The 18145-nt window shown below is 66.7% G+C and carries 19 protein-coding genes; 9 read left to right on the forward strand and 10 right to left on the reverse strand.

Annotated elements, in window-relative coordinates; all coding sequences use genetic code 11:
- Window positions 1-5: 5 nt before the first annotated feature.
- The 4 genes from FGU64_RS12455 to FGU64_RS12470 form a co-directional block, all read right to left on the reverse strand.
- Window positions 6-1013: an esterase-like activity of phytase family protein gene (locus FGU64_RS12455; RefSeq protein WP_139955371.1), complete on the reverse strand. Its 1008-nt coding sequence runs from the start codon at window positions 1011-1013 to the stop codon at window positions 6-8.
- 38 nt (window positions 1014-1051) lie between these two features.
- Window positions 1052-2950: a cobaltochelatase subunit CobT gene (gene cobT / locus FGU64_RS12460; RefSeq protein ID WP_139953542.1), complete on the reverse strand. Its 1899-nt coding sequence runs from the start codon at window positions 2948-2950 to the stop codon at window positions 1052-1054.
- 10 nt (window positions 2951-2960) lie between these two features.
- Window positions 2961-3947: a cobaltochelatase subunit CobS gene (gene cobS / locus FGU64_RS12465; protein ID WP_136357121.1), complete on the reverse strand. Its 987-nt coding sequence runs from the start codon at window positions 3945-3947 to the stop codon at window positions 2961-2963.
- 123 nt (window positions 3948-4070) lie between these two features.
- The gene (locus FGU64_RS12470; protein ID WP_136357119.1) at window positions 4071-4694 is read right to left on the reverse strand and encodes a J domain-containing protein; all 624 of its coding nucleotides are present in this window, start codon (window positions 4692-4694) and stop codon (window positions 4071-4073) included.
- 136 nt (window positions 4695-4830) lie between these two features.
- Between FGU64_RS12470 and FGU64_RS12475 the strand changes: the two genes are divergently transcribed.
- Both FGU64_RS12475 and FGU64_RS12480 read left to right on the forward strand, forming a co-directional pair.
- Window positions 4831-5133 carry a BolA family protein gene (locus FGU64_RS12475; RefSeq protein ID WP_139953543.1) on the forward strand — a complete coding sequence of 101 codons (303 nt, stop codon included), beginning with the start codon at window positions 4831-4833 and terminating at the stop codon, window positions 5131-5133.
- A gap of 4 nt (window positions 5134-5137) precedes the next feature.
- A complete protein-coding gene (locus FGU64_RS12480; protein ID WP_139953544.1) occupies window positions 5138-5845 on the forward strand; it encodes an MIP/aquaporin family protein in 708 nt (235 codons plus the stop codon).
- On the opposite strand, the gene FGU64_RS12485 is transcribed toward FGU64_RS12480, so the two are convergent.
- Genes FGU64_RS12485 through FGU64_RS12495 form a run of 3 tightly spaced genes read right to left on the reverse strand, consistent with a single transcriptional unit; the run spans window position 5796 to window position 8436 of the window.
- A complete protein-coding gene (locus FGU64_RS12485; protein ID WP_139953545.1) occupies window positions 5796-6716 on the reverse strand; it encodes a transporter associated domain-containing protein in 921 nt (306 codons plus the stop codon). The two genes, FGU64_RS12480 and FGU64_RS12485, sit on opposite strands and share 50 nt — an antisense overlap.
- Complete coding sequence (aroB, locus tag FGU64_RS12490) at window positions 6713-7828, reverse strand: 3-dehydroquinate synthase (RefSeq protein ID WP_139953546.1); 1116 nt, start codon at window positions 7826-7828, stop codon at window positions 6713-6715. Before aroB ends, FGU64_RS12485 begins: the two co-directional genes overlap by 4 nt.
- Window positions 7825-8436, reverse strand: coding sequence for a shikimate kinase (locus FGU64_RS12495; protein WP_139953547.1), 612 nt, complete (start codon window positions 8434-8436; stop codon window positions 7825-7827). Before FGU64_RS12495 ends, aroB begins: the two co-directional genes overlap by 4 nt.
- Before the next feature lie 150 nt (window positions 8437-8586).
- Here FGU64_RS12495 and FGU64_RS12500 point away from each other — a divergent pair, with 150 nt between their 5' ends.
- The 5 genes from FGU64_RS12500 to FGU64_RS12520 all read left to right on the forward strand — a co-directional run bounded on the left by FGU64_RS12500 (window position 8587) and on the right by FGU64_RS12520 (window position 12569).
- Window positions 8587-8742: a histidine kinase gene (locus FGU64_RS12500; RefSeq protein WP_136357228.1), complete on the forward strand. Its 156-nt coding sequence runs from the start codon at window positions 8587-8589 to the stop codon at window positions 8740-8742.
- Window positions 8739-9650, forward strand: coding sequence for a site-specific tyrosine recombinase XerD (locus FGU64_RS12505; RefSeq protein ID WP_139953548.1), 912 nt, complete (start codon window positions 8739-8741; stop codon window positions 9648-9650). The genes FGU64_RS12500 and FGU64_RS12505 overlap by 4 nt, the downstream gene beginning before the upstream one ends.
- A 95-nt stretch (window positions 9651-9745) precedes the next feature.
- Window positions 9746-10696, forward strand: coding sequence for an acetyl-CoA carboxylase carboxyltransferase subunit alpha (locus FGU64_RS12510; RefSeq protein WP_139953549.1), 951 nt, complete (start codon window positions 9746-9748; stop codon window positions 10694-10696).
- A gap of 222 nt (window positions 10697-10918) precedes the next feature.
- Window positions 10919-12217 carry a murein L,D-transpeptidase family protein gene (locus tag FGU64_RS12515; RefSeq protein WP_139955372.1) on the forward strand — a complete coding sequence of 433 codons (1299 nt, stop codon included), beginning with the start codon at window positions 10919-10921 and terminating at the stop codon, window positions 12215-12217.
- Between the two features lie 112 nt (window positions 12218-12329).
- Window positions 12330-12569: a sulfurtransferase TusA family protein gene (locus FGU64_RS12520; protein WP_139953550.1), complete on the forward strand. Its 240-nt coding sequence runs from the start codon at window positions 12330-12332 to the stop codon at window positions 12567-12569.
- A 25-nt stretch (window positions 12570-12594) separates the two neighbouring features.
- On the opposite strand, the gene FGU64_RS12525 is transcribed toward FGU64_RS12520, so the two are convergent.
- Window positions 12595-14259, reverse strand: coding sequence for an amidohydrolase (locus tag FGU64_RS12525; RefSeq protein WP_139953551.1), 1665 nt, complete (start codon window positions 14257-14259; stop codon window positions 12595-12597).
- 143 nt (window positions 14260-14402) lie between these two features.
- Here FGU64_RS12525 and FGU64_RS12530 point away from each other — a divergent pair, with 143 nt between their 5' ends.
- Both FGU64_RS12530 and FGU64_RS12535 read left to right on the forward strand, forming a co-directional pair.
- A complete protein-coding gene (locus FGU64_RS12530) occupies window positions 14403-15443 on the forward strand; it encodes a histone deacetylase family protein (RefSeq protein ID WP_139953552.1) in 1041 nt (346 codons plus the stop codon).
- A 129-nt stretch (window positions 15444-15572) separates the two neighbouring features.
- The gene (locus FGU64_RS12535) at window positions 15573-16847 is read left to right on the forward strand and encodes an MFS transporter (RefSeq protein ID WP_139953553.1); all 1275 of its coding nucleotides are present in this window, start codon (window positions 15573-15575) and stop codon (window positions 16845-16847) included.
- 39 nt (window positions 16848-16886) lie between these two features.
- Here FGU64_RS12535 and FGU64_RS12540 read toward each other — a convergent pair whose 3' ends face one another.
- Window positions 16887-17594: a glutamine amidotransferase gene (locus tag FGU64_RS12540; RefSeq protein ID WP_139953554.1), complete on the reverse strand. Its 708-nt coding sequence runs from the start codon at window positions 17592-17594 to the stop codon at window positions 16887-16889.
- A 22-nt stretch (window positions 17595-17616) separates the two neighbouring features.
- Entirely contained in the window at window positions 17617-18096 is a 480-nt protein-coding gene (locus FGU64_RS12545) for a TerB family tellurite resistance protein (RefSeq protein WP_139953555.1), read from the reverse strand.
- Window positions 18097-18145: the final 49 nt, after the last annotated feature.

Below are 18145 nucleotides of genomic sequence, written 5' to 3' on the forward strand. Positions count from 1 at the left end.
CCGGATCAATCCTCGTGCAGGATGAATTCCAGATAGAGGTTGCGCTGCAGGATGGAATGGTTGTCGTCGGACATCAGCGACACCATCAGCGCGTCGTCAGCGCGTCTCCACACGTCCATGCCTTCCATATTGTCGATCTGGTAGCCCATGTCGGCCTGCATCAGCACCGGGCCGTCGGCGACCGCACCGGGCGCGATGCCTTCGGCGAGGATTCGCCTGAGCCGCATCCTGACCCCGGTGGCGATGGAAAAGCTGCGCTCCAGCAGCAGTAGGTCGCCATTCGGCAGGAAAGCGCCGTCGGTGATGTCGAAATCGCCGTCGCGCCTGACCGTGAAGACGCCCTTGCGCGGGCCTTCGAGCACTGCGGCAAAGACGTTGCCAGCCTTGTCCAGGCTCTTTTCTGACACCACCACCAGCGCGCCCTTGAGCGGACCGTCCGCATTGGCATAGGCGACCGTCTCGAAACCGCGGTTCTGGCGCAGTTCCTCGACCGGAACGAGGAAATCGAGCTGGCGGAACGGCGCCTTCATGGCGCCGGCGTCGATGCGGTATTGCGCAACGCGATGGTTGCGCTCGAAACCGACCGTGGCGACATCGTCCCGGACCGCGAGGCCCTCGGCATCGACCTGCCATTTCTTCGCGATCGCCTTGCCGTCCTTGTCCACCATCTGCTGCATGTGGAAGCCGGCGATGCCCGAGGGGCGCCCGCCGGCATCGTGCTCGACCGAGCCGAAGAACCAGAAGCCGGTGTCGGCCACGCCGATGAAATCGCCGCCGCCTTTCAGGAAACGAAAAGCCGACAGCGCGCCGAAATCGCGCACCGGCGCCGTCATCTCCAGCCCGCCGACGAACTCCAGCGGCCCGAAAAACCTGTCGTCGCGGCCGATGCGGAACTGGCTGATCGGGCGCGCGGAAACGGCGACGGGTTCGACGGAGGACGGCCCGGCCAGGACCGGTGGGGCGGCGGCAAGAAACGCCAAAGCCGCCAGGGAGGCAAACCATGTCCTCCTCAACGCCCCCTCACCCGGCGAGCGCGACGGCGCGGAAAGCCTCACGAAGCGCGCCGCAGGCCGCCGCGGCGCGTTTCGCGCGGCGTCTCCTCGCCGAACAGCGAGGCAAGCTGCTCGGTCATGGCGCCGGCCAGTTCCTCGGCGTCGACGATGGTGACGGCGCGCCGATAGTAGCGCGTCACGTCATGGCCGATGCCGATGGCGAGCAGTTCGACCGGCGAGCGCGTCTCGATCAGGTCGATGACGGCACGCAGGTGCCGCTCCAGATAGTTGCCCGGATTGACCGACAGCGTCGAATCGTCCACCGGCGCGCCGTCCGAGATCATCATCAGGATCTTGCGCTGCTCGGGCCGCGCGATCAGGCGCTGGTGCGCCCACAGCAGCGCCTCGCCGTCGATGTTTTCCTTCAAGAGCCCCTCGCGCATCATCAGGCCGAGGTTGCGGCGCGCGCGCCGCCACGGCGCATCCGCCGACTTGTAGACGATGTGGCGCAGGTCGTTGAGACGGCCGGGGGCGACCGGCTTGCCGTCCTTCAGCCACTTTTCGCGCGCCTGCCCACCCTTCCACGCCCGGGTCGTAAAGCCCAAAATCTCCACCGACACGCCGCAGCGCTCCAGCGTGCGGGCAAGGATGTCGGCGCAGGTGGCCGCGACAGTGATCGGCCGGCCGCGCATCGAGCCGGAATTGTCGAGCACCAGGGTGACGACCGTATCGCGGAACTTGGTGTCGCGCTCCTGCTTGAAGGAAAGCGGCTGCATCGGATCGATGACGACGCGCACCAAGCGGGCCGGGTCGAGATAGCCTTCCTCGAGGTCGAAGTCCCAGGAACGGTTCTGCTGCGCCATCAGCCGGCGTTGCAAGCGGTTGGCCAGCCGCCCGACGACGCCCGACAGGCTGGCGAGCTGCTTGTCGAGGAAGGCGCGTAGCCGGTCGAGTTCTTCCTCGTCGCAGAGTTCCTCCGCGCCGACAGTCTCGTCGAACTGGGTGGTGAAGACCTTGTAGTCGATGTCCTTCGACAGCGTGTTGAAGGGATTGTCGTTGCGCTTGGCCTCGCCCGGCGTCTCGGCGTCGGCTTCCTCCTCGTCCGACAGGTCCTCGGAGGTGGCGTCGGTCGCCTCGGCCTCGCTCGCCTGCTCGTCGTCGTCGCTAGCCTCGGCGTCTTGCTGTTGCGTATCCTCGCCGCCGGAATCGTCCTCGCCGCCTTCCTCGCTGTTTTCCTCGCCTTCCGGCTGGTTCTCGGCGTCGTCGTCACTGTCCTCGGCGTCCTGGTCGTCGCCCAGTTCCTCGGCCATGTCCATCGAGGCCAGCATGTCGCGCACGACACGGGCGAAGGCGTTCTGGTCGTCCAGCTTGTCGATAAGCCCGTCGAGGTCGGCGCCGGCCTTGTCCTCGACCCACGGCTTCCACAGGTCCACCAACCGCTCGCCGCTCTTCGGCGCGGCGCGGCCGGTCAGCTTCTCGCGCACCATCAGCGCCAGCGCTTCCTCGATCGGCGCGTCGGCCTTGTCCCTGACGTCGGCGAAATTGGCCTTGGCGTACTTGTCCTCCAGCATGGAGGTGATGTTGTCGGCGACGCCCGCCATCATGCGCGAGCCGATCGCCTCGACGCGGGCCTGCTCCACCGCGTCGAAGATGGCGCGGGCCTGCTTGCCCTCCGGTGCCAGCTTCAGATGGATGCGCTGGTCATGGCAGGCGCGCTTGAGCGCCATGGAATCGCCAAGACCGCGGGTGACGGCGATGTCGTTCGGCGACGGCTTCTTCGGCAGCTCGGGCAGGCGCGCGCGGCTGCCGGCCAGCGCCGGCCGGTCCTTGGCGAAGCCGACTTCCAACTCCTTGTCGCCGGAGATGGCGCGCATGCACACCGTCACCGAGCGCTTGAAGGCGTCGGTTTCCGAGCCGTTCTTCGGCTTGTTGCGCGTGTTGTCGCCGGGTCCGGCCATCGGCGGCCTGCTATCCAAGCACGACGTTGGCGGCGCTTTCGGGCAGGTCCTCGCCGAAGGCGCGCTGATAGAACTCGGCCACCACCGGCCGCTCCAGTTCGTCGCACTTGTTCAGGAAGGTCAGCCGGAAAGCCATGCCGACATTGCCGAAGATCTCGGCGTTCTCGGCCCAGGTGATGACCGTGCGCGGGCTCATGACGGTCGACAGGTCGCCGTTGACGAAGGCCGAGCGCGTCATGTCGGCGACACGCACCATCTTGTTGACGATGTCCTTGCCCTTGGCGTCGCGGTAGTGCTTGGCCTTGGCCAGAACGATGTTCACCTCGTTGTCGTGCGGCAGGTAGTTCAGCGTCGTGACGATCGACCAGCGGTCCATCTGCGCCTGGTTGATCTGCTGCGTGCCGTGGTAGAGGCCGGTGGTGTCGCCAAGGCCGACGGTATTGGCGGTGGCGAACAGGCGGAAGGCCGGGTGCGGGCGGATGACGCGGCTCTGGTCGAGCAGGGTGAGCCGCCCCGACGATTCCAGCACGCGCTGGATGACGAACATGACGTCCGGGCGGCCGGCGTCATATTCGTCGAAGCACAGCGCGACGTTGTGCTGGTAGGCCCAGGGCAGGATGCCGTCGCGGAACTCCGTCACCTGCTTGCCGTCCTTCAGCACGATCGCGTCCTTGCCGACGAGATCGATGCGGCTGACGTGGCTGTCGAGGTTGACGCGCACGCACGGCCAGTTGAGCCTGGCGGCCACCTGCTCGATATGGGTCGACTTGCCGGTGCCGTGATAGCCCGACACCATGACGCGGCGGTTGAAGGCGAAGCCGGCTAGGATCGCCATGGTGGTCGCCTGGTCGAACAGATAGTCGGGATCGATGTCCGGCACATGCTCGGTGGCTGCGGAATAGGCCGGAACCACCATCTTGGACTCGAAGCCGAAAGTGTCCTTCACCGACACCGTCGTGTCCGGCAGGTTGGCGATGTCGCGATCGACCTTGTTCATGAATGCCTCAACGTCTCCACGGGCGAAACGTGCCGTTTCGCCGGCATAAAAAACTGTGCGGGGCGGTCTTAGAGCGTTTTGCGGCGGGAAGAAAGTTGGAAATCGGCCACTTTCGCCGCTGGCTCAACACAAACCCGCCTGCTTGAGCAGGCGATACGCCTGCAACACCTCGCGGAACCGCTCCTCCGAGCCCCGATCACCGCCATTGGCGTCGGGATGATGGCGCTTCACCAGTTCCTTGTAACGCGCCTTGATCTCGGCAGCACCCGCCCGGCCGTCGAGGCCGAGCGTCTCCAGCGCCTTGGCCTCCAACGGCATGGTCTTGCGCTCGCGCGGAGCCGTGCGCTCGCGCCCATCGCCGAACAGGTTGTAGGGATCGCGCATCGAGCGGTAGTAGCCGGCCCGACCCGACCGCTTGTCGGCGAAATCGGGCGCCGAGCGCGTCCCGGCGCCGGCGCTGGTGCCCATCTTCCAGGTCGGGCGGTGGCCGGTCAGCGCCTCCTTCTGGAAGCGCGCGATATCGCTGTCGGCCAGTCCCGAGAAATAGTTGAAGCCCTTGTTGTATTCGCGCACATGGTCGAAACAGAAGCGGAAATACTCGCCCTCCTTCATGCGCCCCACCGGCGCACGATGGGTGCCCGGCTGCTGGCAGCCGTCCCACTGGCAGATCGGCGCGCGCGACTTCACCTCGGCGTCGGGGTCGGGCCGCACGCGGATCTTCTCGAAATATTTCGGGTAGGGTTTCATTCCACCCCATTTATGGGCGCTTCGCGGTTGCGAAACAAGAATTGACATTTTCGCGGCGATGGCCCTACCGCTGAATCGCGGCGCACATGAGACGATCATGCCGGGAACGGCCGCAATGTGGTGACGGAGCGCGGATATGTCCATACAGGCGACGATGGAAGACAAGCTTAACAGGGCTTTTTCACCGGAGCGGCTGAGCGTCGTCAACGAAAGCCATCTGCATGCCGACCATCACCACGTCGAGAACGGCGAGCAGGCCGAGTTCGACGGCACCGGCGAGACTCATTTCCGGGTCCGCATCGTCGCACCCGCCTTCTCCGCCATGAGCCGCGTCGAGCGCCACCGCGCCGTCAACGCCGTGCTGGCCGACGAATTGAAAGCCGGCGTGCACGCGCTCGCTATCGAGCCGGCGGCGCCGGGCGAAAAGGTCAGATGGTGAGGCGATGAACGAACCGCTTTCCAAGAGGCTGGCCGCCGAGGCGCTGGGCTCGGCCTTCCTGCTCGCCACCGTCGTCGGCTCCAGCATCATGGGCGCGGAACTGGCGCAGGGATCGGCGGCCCTTGCCCTGTTCGTCACCTCGACCTCGACAGCCGCCATGCTGGCGGTGCTGATCTGGCTGTTCGGCCCCGTCTCGGGCGGTCATCTCAACCCGGTCGTCAGCCTTGCCTTCGCGGCAACAGGCCAGTTGAAATGGCGCGATGTCGCACCCTACTGCCTGGCCCAGCTTGCCGGCTTCCTCATCGGCGTGTGGGCCGCGCATGCCATGTTCGAACTGCCGATCCTCGAACTCGCCACAGTGGCGCGCACCGGCTCCGGCCACTGGCTCGCCGAAGCCATCGCCACCTTCGGCCTGATCCTGGTTATCCTCGGCTGCTTCGCCCGCACGCCGGCGGTGGTGCCGGCGATGGTCGGGCTTTATATCGGCGCGGCCTACTGGTTCACCGCGTCGACCGCCTTCGCCAATCCGGCCATGACGATCATCCGCGCCTTCACCGCGACGCCCGCCGGCATCCTGCCGCAGCATGTCGCCGGCTTCGTCGTCGCCGAGGTCATCGGAGCCGCGGTGGCGATCGCCGCCGGGCGGTATTTCTGGCCGAAACCTAGTCCGGCCGCGGCGCCGGAGGCTCAACCTCGACGGATACCGGCCTGATCCTGAGCCGCGCGATGCGGTTCTTGTCGCGCTTCATGACGACGAAGCGCTTGCCGTGGAAGGTGAACGCCTGACGCTCCTCGGGGATCGACTGCGTCTCGTGGATGACGAGGCCGGCGATCGTCGTCGCCTCTTCGTCGGGCAGGGTCCAGTTCAGTGCCCGGTTGAGGTCGCGGATCGGCACCGTGCCGTCGACCACCACCGAGCCGTCGGCCTCCTGCTTGACGCCCTGCATATCGATGTCGTGCTCGTCGGCGATCTCGCCGACGATCTCCTCGATGATGTCTTCCAGCGTCACCAGTCCTTCGACCTCGCCGTATTCGTCGACGACGACGGCGAAATGCGCCTTGCGGCGCAGGAACGCGTTGAGTTGTTCCTGCAATGTCGTGGTGTCCGGCACGAACCACGGCCGCGCCGCCACCTTCATCAGGTCGAGCCGCGAAAAGTCGTTGCCGACCTCGTTCAGCGCGCGCAGCAGGTCCTTGGCGTGGACGACGCCGACGATGTTGTCGAGCGAGCCCTTCCACAGCGGCATGCGCGTATGCGGGCTTTGCAGGATCTCGCGCGCCACCGCCTCGGGCGGATCGTCAGCATTGACCGAGCGCATGGCGGTGCGATGGACCATGACGTCCGACACTTCCAGCTCGTTGAGCTCGGTCAGCCTGAACAGCGCGTCGAGGCGCCGGCGATGCTCGCTGACGGCGTCGCCGTCACGATCCGGCGAACCGTTGCCGTTGCGCGGTTCTTCCGGCCGGGGTTCTCCGCTGGGCGGCACATAGCCCGCCGCCCTCGCCAGCCGGTCGCGAAACAGGCCGGCCAGCACGATCAGTGCGGCCAGGCACGCAGCGACGATCCAACAGGCATCGGTCATCCGGGATGATTCTCCTTGAGGAAGGAAAGCACCTCGGAGGCAGGCACGTCGTGGGCGACGAAGGATTTGCCGACGCCATGGGTGAGGATGAAGGTGAGCGTGCCGCGCGACACCTTCTTGTCCTGCGCGATGAAGCCGAGCAGTGCCTCGGCATCCGGCAGGCCGCCCGGCACGTCCGCCATGCGCCACGGCAGGCCGACCGCCTTGAGATGCGCTTCCACGCGCGCCGCGTCGTCGGGGCTGGCAAGGTTCATGCGGGTTGAGAAGCGATGCGCCAGCGCCATGCCGATGGCGACGCCCTCGCCATGCACAAGACGCGCGCCGTCATACTGCACGGCCGCCTCCAGCGCATGGCCGAAGGTATGGCCGAGGTTGAGCAGCGCCCGGTCGCCGGTTTCGAACTCGTCGCGCGCCACCACGTCGGCCTTGGCGCGACAGGCCTCGGCGATCGCCTCGATGCGCGCTGCGCCGCCCGCGAACACGGCCTGCCAGTTCCTCTCCAGCCAGGCGAAGAAATCCGGCCGGTCGATCAGCCCGTATTTGGCGACCTCGGCATAGCCGGCCCGGAACTCGCGCGCCGGCAGCGTGTCGAGCGCCTCGGTATCGGCCAGCACCAGCTTCGGCTGGTGGAAGACGCCGACGAGGTTCTTGCCGCGCGGTGAATTGATGCCGGTCTTGCCGCCGACGGAGGAATCGACCTGCGCCAGCAGCGAGGTCGGCACCTGCACGAACGGCATGCCGCGCCGGGCGATGCCGGCGGCGAAACCGGTCAGGTCGCCGACGACGCCGCCGCCGAAGGCGATCACCGCGTCGCGCCGTTCGAGTTTCGCGGCGAGGATGCCGTCCACCACGGTTTCCAGATGGGAAAAGCTCTTGGTCTTTTCGCCCGGCGGCACGGTGATGACCGTGCCGGAGACGCCGCCGGCTTCCAGGCCTGCCTGCAATGCGGGAAGCTGCGCCGCCGCGACGTTCTCGTCGGTGACGACCGCCACGCGTGCGTCGGGCAGCCGGGCGGCGATCTCGGCACCGGCGCGGGCAAGCAGGCCCGGCCCGATCAGGATGTCGTAGGCCCGTTCGCCCAGCCCCACCTCGACCTTGACCGGCTCGCTCATGAGCGCTCCCCTTCGCCGGCATCCGCCGTCATGTCGAAGTGCCCGGCCAGCGCCTCCACCACCTCGGCGGCGATCACCTCCTTGCGCTCGTCGCGCGTGGTGACGGTGATTTCCGCCGTCGCATAGACCGGATAGCGGACGTCCATCAGCCTTTGCAGGACCGCGCGCGGATCGTCGTTTTTCAGCAAGGGCCGGTTCTGCTTCTTCGACACCCGCTCCATGAGCAGGTCCAGGTCAGCCTTCAGCCACACCGAGACGCCATGCTCGGCGATCGCCTCACGCGTCTGTTCGTTCATGAAGGCGCCGCCGCCGGTGGACAGCACCTGCGGGCCGTTCTCCGTGAGGAGCCGATGGATGACGCGCTGTTCCAGCGCGCGGAACTCGGCCTCGCCATAGCGTTCGAACAGGTCGGGAATGGTCATGCGCGACACAGCTTCGATCTCATGGTCGCTGTCGATGAAGGGAAGGCCGAGCATGCCGGCCACCTTGCGGCCGATCGCCGTCTTGCCGGCGCCCATCAGGCCGACGAAGACGACCGAGCGCGTGCCCAGCCGCTCCCGCAGCGTGGCATGGTCCAGTATCGGCGAAAGGGCGGTTTGCGTGGTCATCCTGCCGGCGTATCGACATGAAAAGGCCGGCTTCGTCAAGCAGAGGCGGCTTGTCGGACGCCGCCCCAACAGCCTTGAAATGGCCGGCGAGGCGTCCCATAACGGCACGACCCTCAAGGAAGGCCCAGCAAGGCGGACGAACGAAACGCGATGCCCACCCTGTTCCGCTTTGTCGTCACCGTGGCCGTGCTAGCTGGCATCGCCTATGGCGCCATGTTCGCGCTGGTGATGTTCGTCAACCCGAAGCAGGCGGAGCTTTCCGTGCGCATCCCGCCGGAAAAGCTCGCCCCGAAACAGTCTCAATGAAGAGCGCCGCCCGCATCGAGGCCTTCCTGGAAATGATGAGCGCCGAGCGCGGCGCGGCCGAGAACACGCTGGCCGGCTATCGCCGCGACCTCGATGACGCAGCCGAAACCATCGCCGGAAACCTCGCCGACGCCTCCTCCGATGCCATCCGCACCTATCTCGACGGCATGGCCGCGCGCGGCTTCGCGCCGACCTCGCAGGCGCGCAAACTGTCGGCGCTGCGCCAGTTCTTCAAGTTCCTCTATGCCGAGGGCCTGCGCGGCGACGACCCGACCGGCACGCTCGACAGCCCGAAGAAGGGCAGGCCGCTGCCCAAGGTCATGAGCGAGGCCGAGACCGGCCGCCTGCTCGACCGCGCGGCACGGGAGGCCGCCGACCCGGAGCAGGCCGACCGGCTGGCGGCTCTGCGCCTGCATGCGCTGGTCGAGGTGCTCTACGCCACCGGCCTGCGCGTTTCCGAACTGGTCGGCCTGCCGGTGACGGTGGCGCAGCGCGACGACCGCTTCTTCATGGTGCGCGGCAAGGGGAACAAGGAGCGCATGGTGCCGCTGTCGGCCAAGGCGCGCGCCGCCATGCGGGCTTGGCTTGCGGCAAGGGCGGCGGTGCCCGCCTTCGCCGAAAGCCCGTTCCTTTTCCCGGCCGCCTCCGACAGCGGCCATCTCGCCCGCCAGGTCTTCGCGCGCGACCTGAAGGGGCTGGCGGCGCGCACCGGCATCGCTTCAGCCAACCTGTCGCCGCATGTCCTGCGCCACGCCTTCGCCAGCCATCTTTTGCAGAACGGCGCCGACCTGCGCGCCGTACAGCAGCTTCTCGGCCATGCCGACATCTCGACCACGCAGATCTACACCCATGTGCTGGAGGAACGGCTGGTGAAGCTGGTCACCGAGCACCATCCGCTTGCCGACTAGGCCTGCGCCCGCTATGTGAGGCCCTCGGAAACGGCTTTTTCAGCTTTCCGCAGCCATTGTCCCGCCGTCCTTCGCGCGCACCGGTCCGTTTGCCAATGTACAATTACCTCGACTTCGAAAAACCCGTCGCCGACCTTGAAGGCAAGATCATCGAGCTGAAGAAGCTTGCCGAAAGCGGCGAGGCCGTCGATGTCGCCGACGAGATCGCCCGCCTGGAGAAGCGCTCGCGCGACGCGCTGCGCGACGTCTACAAGGCGCTGACGCCGTGGCAGAAGGTGCAGGTGGCGCGCCATCCCGACCGGCCGCACTGCCTCGACTACGTCAAGGGCCTGTTCACCGACTTCGCCCCGCTGGCGGGCGACCGTACCTTCGGCGAGGACCAGGCGATCGTCGGCGGCTTCGCCCGCTTCCGCGGCGAGCCGGTCGCCGTCATCGGCCAGGAGAAGGGCTCCGACACCGCGAGCCGGCTCAAGCACAATTTCGGCATGGCCATGCCCGACGGCTACCGCAAGGCCGTGCGCATCATGGAACTGGCCGACCGCTTCGGCATCCCCGTCGTCACACTGGTCGACACCGCCGGCGCCTATCCCGGCGTCGAGGCGGAGGAGCGCGGCCAGGCCGAGGCCATCGCCCGTTCCATCTCCGCCTGCCTGACAATCAAGGTGCCGTCCGTCTCGGTGGTGATCGGCGAAGGCGGCTCCGGCGGCGCCATTGCGATCGCCACCGCCAACCGCGTCTACATGCTCGAACACGCCATGTACTGCGTCGCTTCGCCGGAAGCGGCAGCCTCCATCCTGTGGCGCGATTCGACCCGTTCGAAGGACGCCGCCAACAACATGCGCATCACCGCGCAGGACCTGCTTGAGCTGAAGGTGATCGACGCCATCGTGCCCGAACCGATGGGTGGCGCCCACCGCGCCCCGGACACGGTGATCAAGGCGACCGGCGACCTCGTCGCGCGCACGCTGAAGGAATTCGCCGGCTCCAACGCCGATTTCCGCGAGCAGCGCCGCGAGAAGTACCTGGCGATGGGCCGCACTCTCTAGAGAACAACGTTTTCGCGCCTCGCGTGCGAAATTGTGGCCGCAATGCGTGGCGATGCCACAAAATTGCCGTCGCTTTCGGCACTATGGGGTGACGGCAGGAGCGGGGACGCCGGACCTGCGGTAAGGAAATTTCAAGGTTAACGAGCCTAGGGTTCCGTGGATATCCGACGGAACCGGAAACCCGGCCCGTTGCCTTAGATGAAGAAGACGATCAGCAGACCGATGTTCGCCAAGCTCGCCCGTTCCGCACTTGTGATCGCCGCCCTCGGCGTAGCCGGCTGCACCGAATCGTCCGTGCAGGACTTTGCCCCGCAGCATGCCAACAAGCAGCTCCCGGCCAAGATTATCGCCGAGATGCGGGCCAAGGGCATGAACAAGAACGCGCCGATCATGGCGCGTATCTTCAAGGAAGAGAACACCGTCGAGATCTGGAAGCAGAAGACCAACGGCCGCTACGACATCATCGCCAGCTATCCGATCTGCAAATGGTCGGGCAAGCTGGGGCCGAAATTCACCGAAGGCGACCGCCAGGCGCCGGAAGGCTTCTACACGGTCCGTCCCTCGCAGATGAACCCGCGCTCCGGTTATCACCTCGCCTTCAACATCGGCTATCCCAACGCCTATGACCGCGCCAACGGCCGCACCGGCTCCAACCTGATGGTGCACGGCGCCTGCTCGTCGTCGGGCTGCTATTCGATGAACGACCCGCAGATCGAGGAAATCTACGCCTTCGGCCGCGACGCCTTCCAGGGCGGCCAGACCGAGTTCCAGATCCAGGCCTTCCCCTTCCGCATGACCGCCGCCAATATGGCGCGCTACCGCAACGACCCGAACTACGAGTTCTGGAAGATGCTGAAGGTCGGCTACGACAATTTCGAGATCACCAAGGTGCCGCCGAAGGTGGACGTGTGCGAGAAGCGCTACGTCTTCAACCAGGTGGCGCCGGAAGGCACGACCTTCAATCCGAGCGGCGCATGCCCGGCTTCCGCGCAGCCCGATGCGCTCAAGGTCGCCTATTCACAGTACCAGAGCAAATACGACGCCGCCTTCGCCAGTGCTTTGAACAGCTCCAATCCCGCCCCCAAGCCGACCATTCTCGGCACCAAGGAAGCGGCACTTGTGGCCGACTGGTCGAAGCGCCGCGCACGCGGCGAGCGCGTCACGATGGACCCGCCCTCGCTGAAGTCCGACGGCACCGTGGTCGAGACGACGACACGCATGGGCCGCATCGATTCGCCGCTCGGCCGCAAGATGGCTGCGCTCGATGCCGAGAAGGCCGCCGCGAAGAAGGCCGCTGAGGAAAAGGCTCAGGCGATCGCCGCCGCCAAGGCCGCGAAGGAAGCCGAGAAGCAGCGCATCGCCGAGGAAAAGGCGGCGAAGAAGGCCGGCAAGGCGAACGCCATCGCCGTCGTGCCGCCGGAGCAGGCCGCACCGCAGGAGCCCGTCACCCAGACGGCGTCGAGCGACGGCAACATGGTTTCCAAGGTCAGGAAGCGCCTGCTCGGCCTGTTCGGCGGCTAGTGCATCGGACCGAAAAGTGGGAACCGATTTTCGGGAAAACCCGATGCTCAAACAAAAGGATAGATCGCCACCCTGCATCCGCTAGGATGCACGGCGATCTAGCGCTGCCGCCTTGGCACCGCCCTTTTACTATGACCTCAGGGGGTTGAACTGTCCCCTGCCCGTGCTGAAGGCCCGCAAGAAGCTGGCCGCCATGGCGCCTGGCAGCCTTCTCCAGCTGGAGACGACCGACCCGCTCGCCGTTATCGACATTCCCGCTTTCTGTGCCGAGGCAGGCCACCGGTTGGTCGAGACGACAGCCCAGGACGGCGGCCACCGCTTCCTGATCGAGCGGAGCGCGCTCACTTCCTGAAGCGGCGGCGCCGCCTCAAAAGGGTTCATCCTTCGTAAGTCACCTTGCCGCCACAGATCGTCACGAGCGGCCGCACGTCGTGCAAAGCCTCCGGCGCCGTCGCCTCGATGTCGGCGGACAGCACGACGAGGTCGGCCATGAAGCCGGGTTTCAGCCGTCCCTTGGCGGTCTCTGCGAACTCGGCATACGCTCCCTCGACCGTATAGGCGGCGAGCGCCTCCATCAGCGAGAAACTCTGGTCGGGATCGCTTTCGGCCCACCGCTTGCGCAGCATCGCCGCCTGCATGCCGCGGATCGGATCGATCGGCGAGACCGGCCAGTCGGAAGCGAAGACGACGTGCGCGCCGGCATCCTTCAGCGTGCGCCAAGCGTAGGAGAGCGGCCAGCGCGCCCGGCCGATGCGCGAAACGGTCGGCTCCAGCGGAAAGCCCATCGCGCCCGGCGGGTGCGGCGGCTGCATGGAGGCGATGGCTCCAAGTTCGGCAAAACGCGGCACGTCGGCGGCGGAAATCACCTCGATGTGCTCGACCCGGTGGCGACTGTCTCGCGCGCCGTTGGCCTTGCGCGCCGCCTCGTAGCCGTCGAGCACCGCGCGCACCGCGCCGTCGCCGATCGAATGCACGGCGATCTGCAGGCCGCGCCTGTCGATCGCGACGGCAAGCTCCTTGAAACGTTCGGGCGAGAATAGCGGCTCGCCTAACCAGTCCGGCCGATCGGCATAGGGTTCCAGCATCACCGCCGTCCAGGAATCCAGCACGCCGTCGAAAAACACCTTGACCATGCCCGAGGCCAGCCATTCCGAACGGTACCGCTCGGCCATCATGGAGGCCTTATCGAGCATCGACAGGTCCATGAAGTTCTTGAAATGGAACGGGATCCTGATCCGGCAGGGCAGTCCCTCCTCGGCCTCGATCTCGGCCAGAAGCTCGAGCTGGTAGAGATTGCCGTCCATGTTCTGGATCGAAGTGATGCCGTGCCTGGCGCACCACGCCAGACCGCGCCGCATGATGTCGCGGTCGGCGGCCCGTTCCGACGCCGACGGCGCCGGATCCGGCTCGCCGCCGGTCGAAAGGCCCAGCCGCACGCGCTCCTCGCCGGCCAGCGCCAGCACCGGCCCGAACGCCTCGCCCTCGCGCAGCTCGCCATTGGCCAGCCCGTCCTCGCCGATGACGATCTCGTTTCCCGGCCCGAGCGTGCGCCCGTGCAGGATGCCGGCCGCTTCCAGGGCCTTCGTGTTGGCCCACACGGTATGATGGTCGGGAGCGGCCATGCAGAATGGCCGATCCGGCAGGATAGCATCGAGATGGTGGCGCGTTACCCGCTCGGCGCCGAGCACGCTGTAGTCGACGCCTTGCCCGACCAGCATCGGAGCGTCCGGTCGCTCGGCGGCATAGGCGCGGATGGCGTCGCGCAGGGCATCGAAACCATGCAGACCGGCGAGCTGGAGGTGTGCGAGTTCCGCCGCGCCCGAGAAAAGGTGCATGTGCGCTTCGATGAAACCCGGAACGACCGAGCCGCCCTGCGCGTCGATGACCCGCGTCGCCGGCCCCTTGAGCGCCGCGATCGCCTTGCTGTCGCCGACCGCCACGATCCGTCCGTCGCGGACGGCAATCGCTTCGGCGGCCGGATGGTCCTCGTCCATGGTCAGCACCCGGCCGTTGACGACGATCAGGTCCGGGCTTCCGCTCATGGCTGTTTCCTTCGCTGGTGGAGACCGGGATGAGGCTAGACGAGCCAAAGCGGGTCCAGCAAGCCTCCTGCGCTTGGCCCAGCGGCTTGCCCACGGCACCGCCCTGCGGCTAGGCTCCGGATAACAACGCACGGAAGGATTTCATGAAGACCGTCTATTCGCCGCTCCACGCCGGGCATGCCGGCACCATGGAACTGAATTCCGGGGAACTGATGCCCGGCTTCGAGAAGCCATCGCGTGCCGAGATCATCCGTGCCCGCGTCGAAAGCGAGAAGCTGGGGCCGATCCTGGCGCCCGAGCCGCACGACCTCGCCGCCGCCAGGCGCGTGCACCGTGCCGACTACATCGACTTCCTGCCGACGATCTATCCGGCCTGGGAGGAATCGGGCCGGTCCGGCTCGGCCATTCCCTTTACCTGGCCGACGCGCGGCCTGCGCGGCGACGTGCGGCCCGAGACCATAGACGCGCTGCTCGGCTTCTATTCCTTCGATGCCGGCGCGCCCTTTGTGAAAGGCACCTGGGATGCGATAAAATCCTCCTACGAGGTGGCGCTGACGGCCGCGGCGCTGGTCAAGAACGGCGAGCGCACCGCCTTCGCGCTCTGCCGCCCGCCGGGCCATCACGCCGGCGACACCTTCATGGGCGGCTATTGCTACATCAACAACGCCGCAGTCGTCGCGCAATCGTATCGCGACCAGGGTGCTGCGCGCGTCTCCATCCTCGATGTCGATTACCACCACGGCAACGGCACCCAGCAGATCTTCTATGCGCGCGGCGACGTGCAGGTGCTCAACCTGCACGCCGACCCGATGGTCGAATATCCCTTCTTCCTCGGCCACGCCGACGAGAAGGGCGAAGGCGCCGGCGAGGGCTTCAACCTCAACTATCCGATGCCGTTCGGCACGACGTTCGAGACATGGAGCGCCGCGCTCGACGACGCCTGCGGCAAGCTCGCGGCCTACGCGCCGGACGTGGTGGTGGTGTCGCTCGGCGTCGACACTTTCGAGAAGGACCCGATCAGCCAGTTCAAGCTCAAGAGCGCCGACTATCCGGCGATCGGCCGCCGCATCGCGAAACTCGGCCTGCCGACGCTGTTCATCATGGAAGGCGGCTACGCGGTGGACGAGATCGGCGTCAACGCCGTCGGCGTGCTGACCGGCTTCGAGGATGCAAGCCGGAGATAGCGACAGGGCCGACATTTTTCGCGCGCATCGCATTCGGATTTGCGCTAAAGGCGGTGTTGGTCGGACCAGCGCCCGCTGCGGAAGTGCCCCGCCGGCCATCGTCGGACGCAACGGGGCCTTTCGCTTTTCATGACGCCAGATACCGAGACGACATCCGCCGCCCGGTTCGCCGCCTTCAGCCATCGCCCGTTCAGGGCCTACTGGGCGGCGCGCTTCCTCACCACCTTCGCCGCGCAGATCGTCTCGGTCGCCGTCGGCTGGCAGATCTACGACCTGACCCGCGACCCCTTCGACCTCGGCATCGTCGGCATCATCCAGTTCCTGCCTTCGCTTCTGCTGGTTCTGGTGACGGGCGCGGTCTCCGACCGCTTCGGCCGCCGCCTCGTCATGGGTATAGCTTCGGCATTGGAGATGGGCTGCGCGCTTGTCCTGCTGGTCCTGGTGTCGAGCGGCGAGCTGACGAGCCCGTTGCCGATCTTCGCCGTGCTGGCGGTATTCGGCATCGCGCGCGCCTTCTACGGGCCGGCGTCGTCCTCGCTGGTCGCCAATCTCGTCCCGCCGCAAGACTTTGCTAACGCCGTCGCCTGGAACTCCTCCGCCTGGCAGACGGCCAACATCGTCGGCCCGGTCGCCGGCGGCCTGCTCTACGGTCTGTCGGAGAGGGTCGCCTACGGCAGCGCGGCCGCCCTCATGCTCGCCGCCACGCTGCTCATCTTCGCCATTGCCAAACCCGCCCAGCGCAACCACACCGAAAGCCCCGAACTGGAGACGCTGTTCGCCGGCTTCCGCTACATCTGGAGCGAGAAGGTGGTGCTCGGCGCCATCTCGCTCGATCTATTCGCCGTTCTCCTGTCCGGCGCCACCGCACTCCTGCCGGTCTATGCCCGCGACATTCTCGTCCTCGGTCCATGGGGGCTCGGCCTGCTGCGCTCGGCGCCGGGCCTCGGCGCCGTCTTCGTCGCGGTGTGGCTGGCCGGACACCCGATCCGCAACCATGCCGGCGTCCTGATGCTCATCGCCGTCATACTGTGGGGGGCGCTGACCGTCGTCTTCGGCGTCTCGGCCATTCCGTGGCTGTCGATCGCGGCCCTTGCGCTGATGGGCGCGGCCGACATGATCAGCGTCTACGTGCGCGAGACGCTGATCCAGCTGTGGACGCCGGACGAGGTGCGCGGCCGTGTCAACGCCGTCAACCAGGTCTTCGTCGGCGCCTCCAACGAGGTCGGCGAATTCCGCGCCGGCACGCTGGCCGCCCTCATTGGCACCGTGCCGGCGGTGGTGATCGGCGGCGTCGGCGCGGTCGCGGTCGCCGGCCTGTGGGCGGTGCTGTTCCCGCACCTGCGCAAGGTGCGGCGGCTGGACGGGAGAGAACACGAGGAGGGCAGTAGGGCGGTAGCGCAATAAGGCAATAAGTGAGAAGCGAGCACCTACTGCCTTATTGCCTTATTGCCTCACCTTCCCGAACACCGTCGTCAGCAGGTCGCCCAGCCAGCGTTTCAGGTGCATGTCCCAGATCAGCCGGCCGCCGAGGTGGTCGCGGCCGGGCTGCGCGCCGGGCAGGGTGAAGCGATGGGCACCGCGCACCACCCAGCGATGCATCATCAGGCGCGTCAGCTCGGCGTGGAACTGGATGCCCCAGGCATTGTCGCGATAGCGGAATGCCTGGTTGGGATAGGTCTCGGCGGTGGCAAGCAGCGTCGCGTCCTTCGGCAGGGAAAAGCCTTCGCGATGGAACTGGTAGACCATTTCGGGCCAGGGCATGAGCGCCCGGCCCGCCTCCGTCGCCTTGATAGGATACCAGCCGATCTCGACCAGTCCCTCGCCGTGGCCCTCGACCTTGCCGCCGAGATGGTTGGCCAGCATCTGCGCGCCGAGGCAGATTCCGAGAAACGGGCGGTTCTCCTTCAGCGGCACCGCCAGCCAGTCCGTCTCGCGCTTGACGAACTCGTCGCCGTCGTTGGCGCTCATCGGGCCGCCGAAGACGACGGCGCCGGCATGGCCGTCGAGCGTCTCGGGCAATGCGTCGCCGAGCGGCGGGCGGCGGATGTCGAGGTCGAAGCCGCCTTCCACCAGCATCTGCCCGACCCGTCCGGGGCTGGAATTTTCCTGATGCAGGACGATGAGGATTTTCGGTCGGCTTGAGGGCGGCATGATCGTGGAATTGTCTGCAAATCTATTCGTCGCTGGACGCACCTCTGGCGACCGGCATCCTCGCGGCGACTTCCTGCCGCGCCGCGATGCGGTCGCGCCGCTCGACGCCGATCAGCTCGGCGACCCGCCACACGACATTGTCCTCCAGTTCGTGCAGCTCGCCGTCGGCATAGACCATCTCCCACAGCAGCGTGACGAACGCCCTGCGGCCGTCAGCGTCGAGATGGCGCTTGAGCACGCTGGTGAAGGCATAGAGATCGACGGCCTCGTTGTCGGCCTTCTCGCCGGCTCGGGCCAGACGGTCGAGATCCTCGCCGCGCACCGCATAGGTCTCGCCCAGAATCTGCTTGAAGCGTTCCCATTCGGTATCCTGGCGAATGCCGTCGGCGTCCATGACGTGAAAGAGCAGGGCGGCGGCGGCGATGCGGGCGTCGTCGTCCGCACGCGGCCCGGCGCCGCCTCCGGGCAAATCCTTCAGAAAAGACAGCACGCGTTCGAACATGGATCGTTCCCGTTCAGGCCGAAAGGAGAGCGAGATGAAGTGTAGTTAG

It is taken from the genome of Mesorhizobium sp. 8 (assembly GCF_006351905.1).
In the GTDB taxonomy this organism is placed as follows: domain Bacteria; phylum Pseudomonadota; class Alphaproteobacteria; order Rhizobiales; family Rhizobiaceae; genus Mesorhizobium; species Mesorhizobium composti.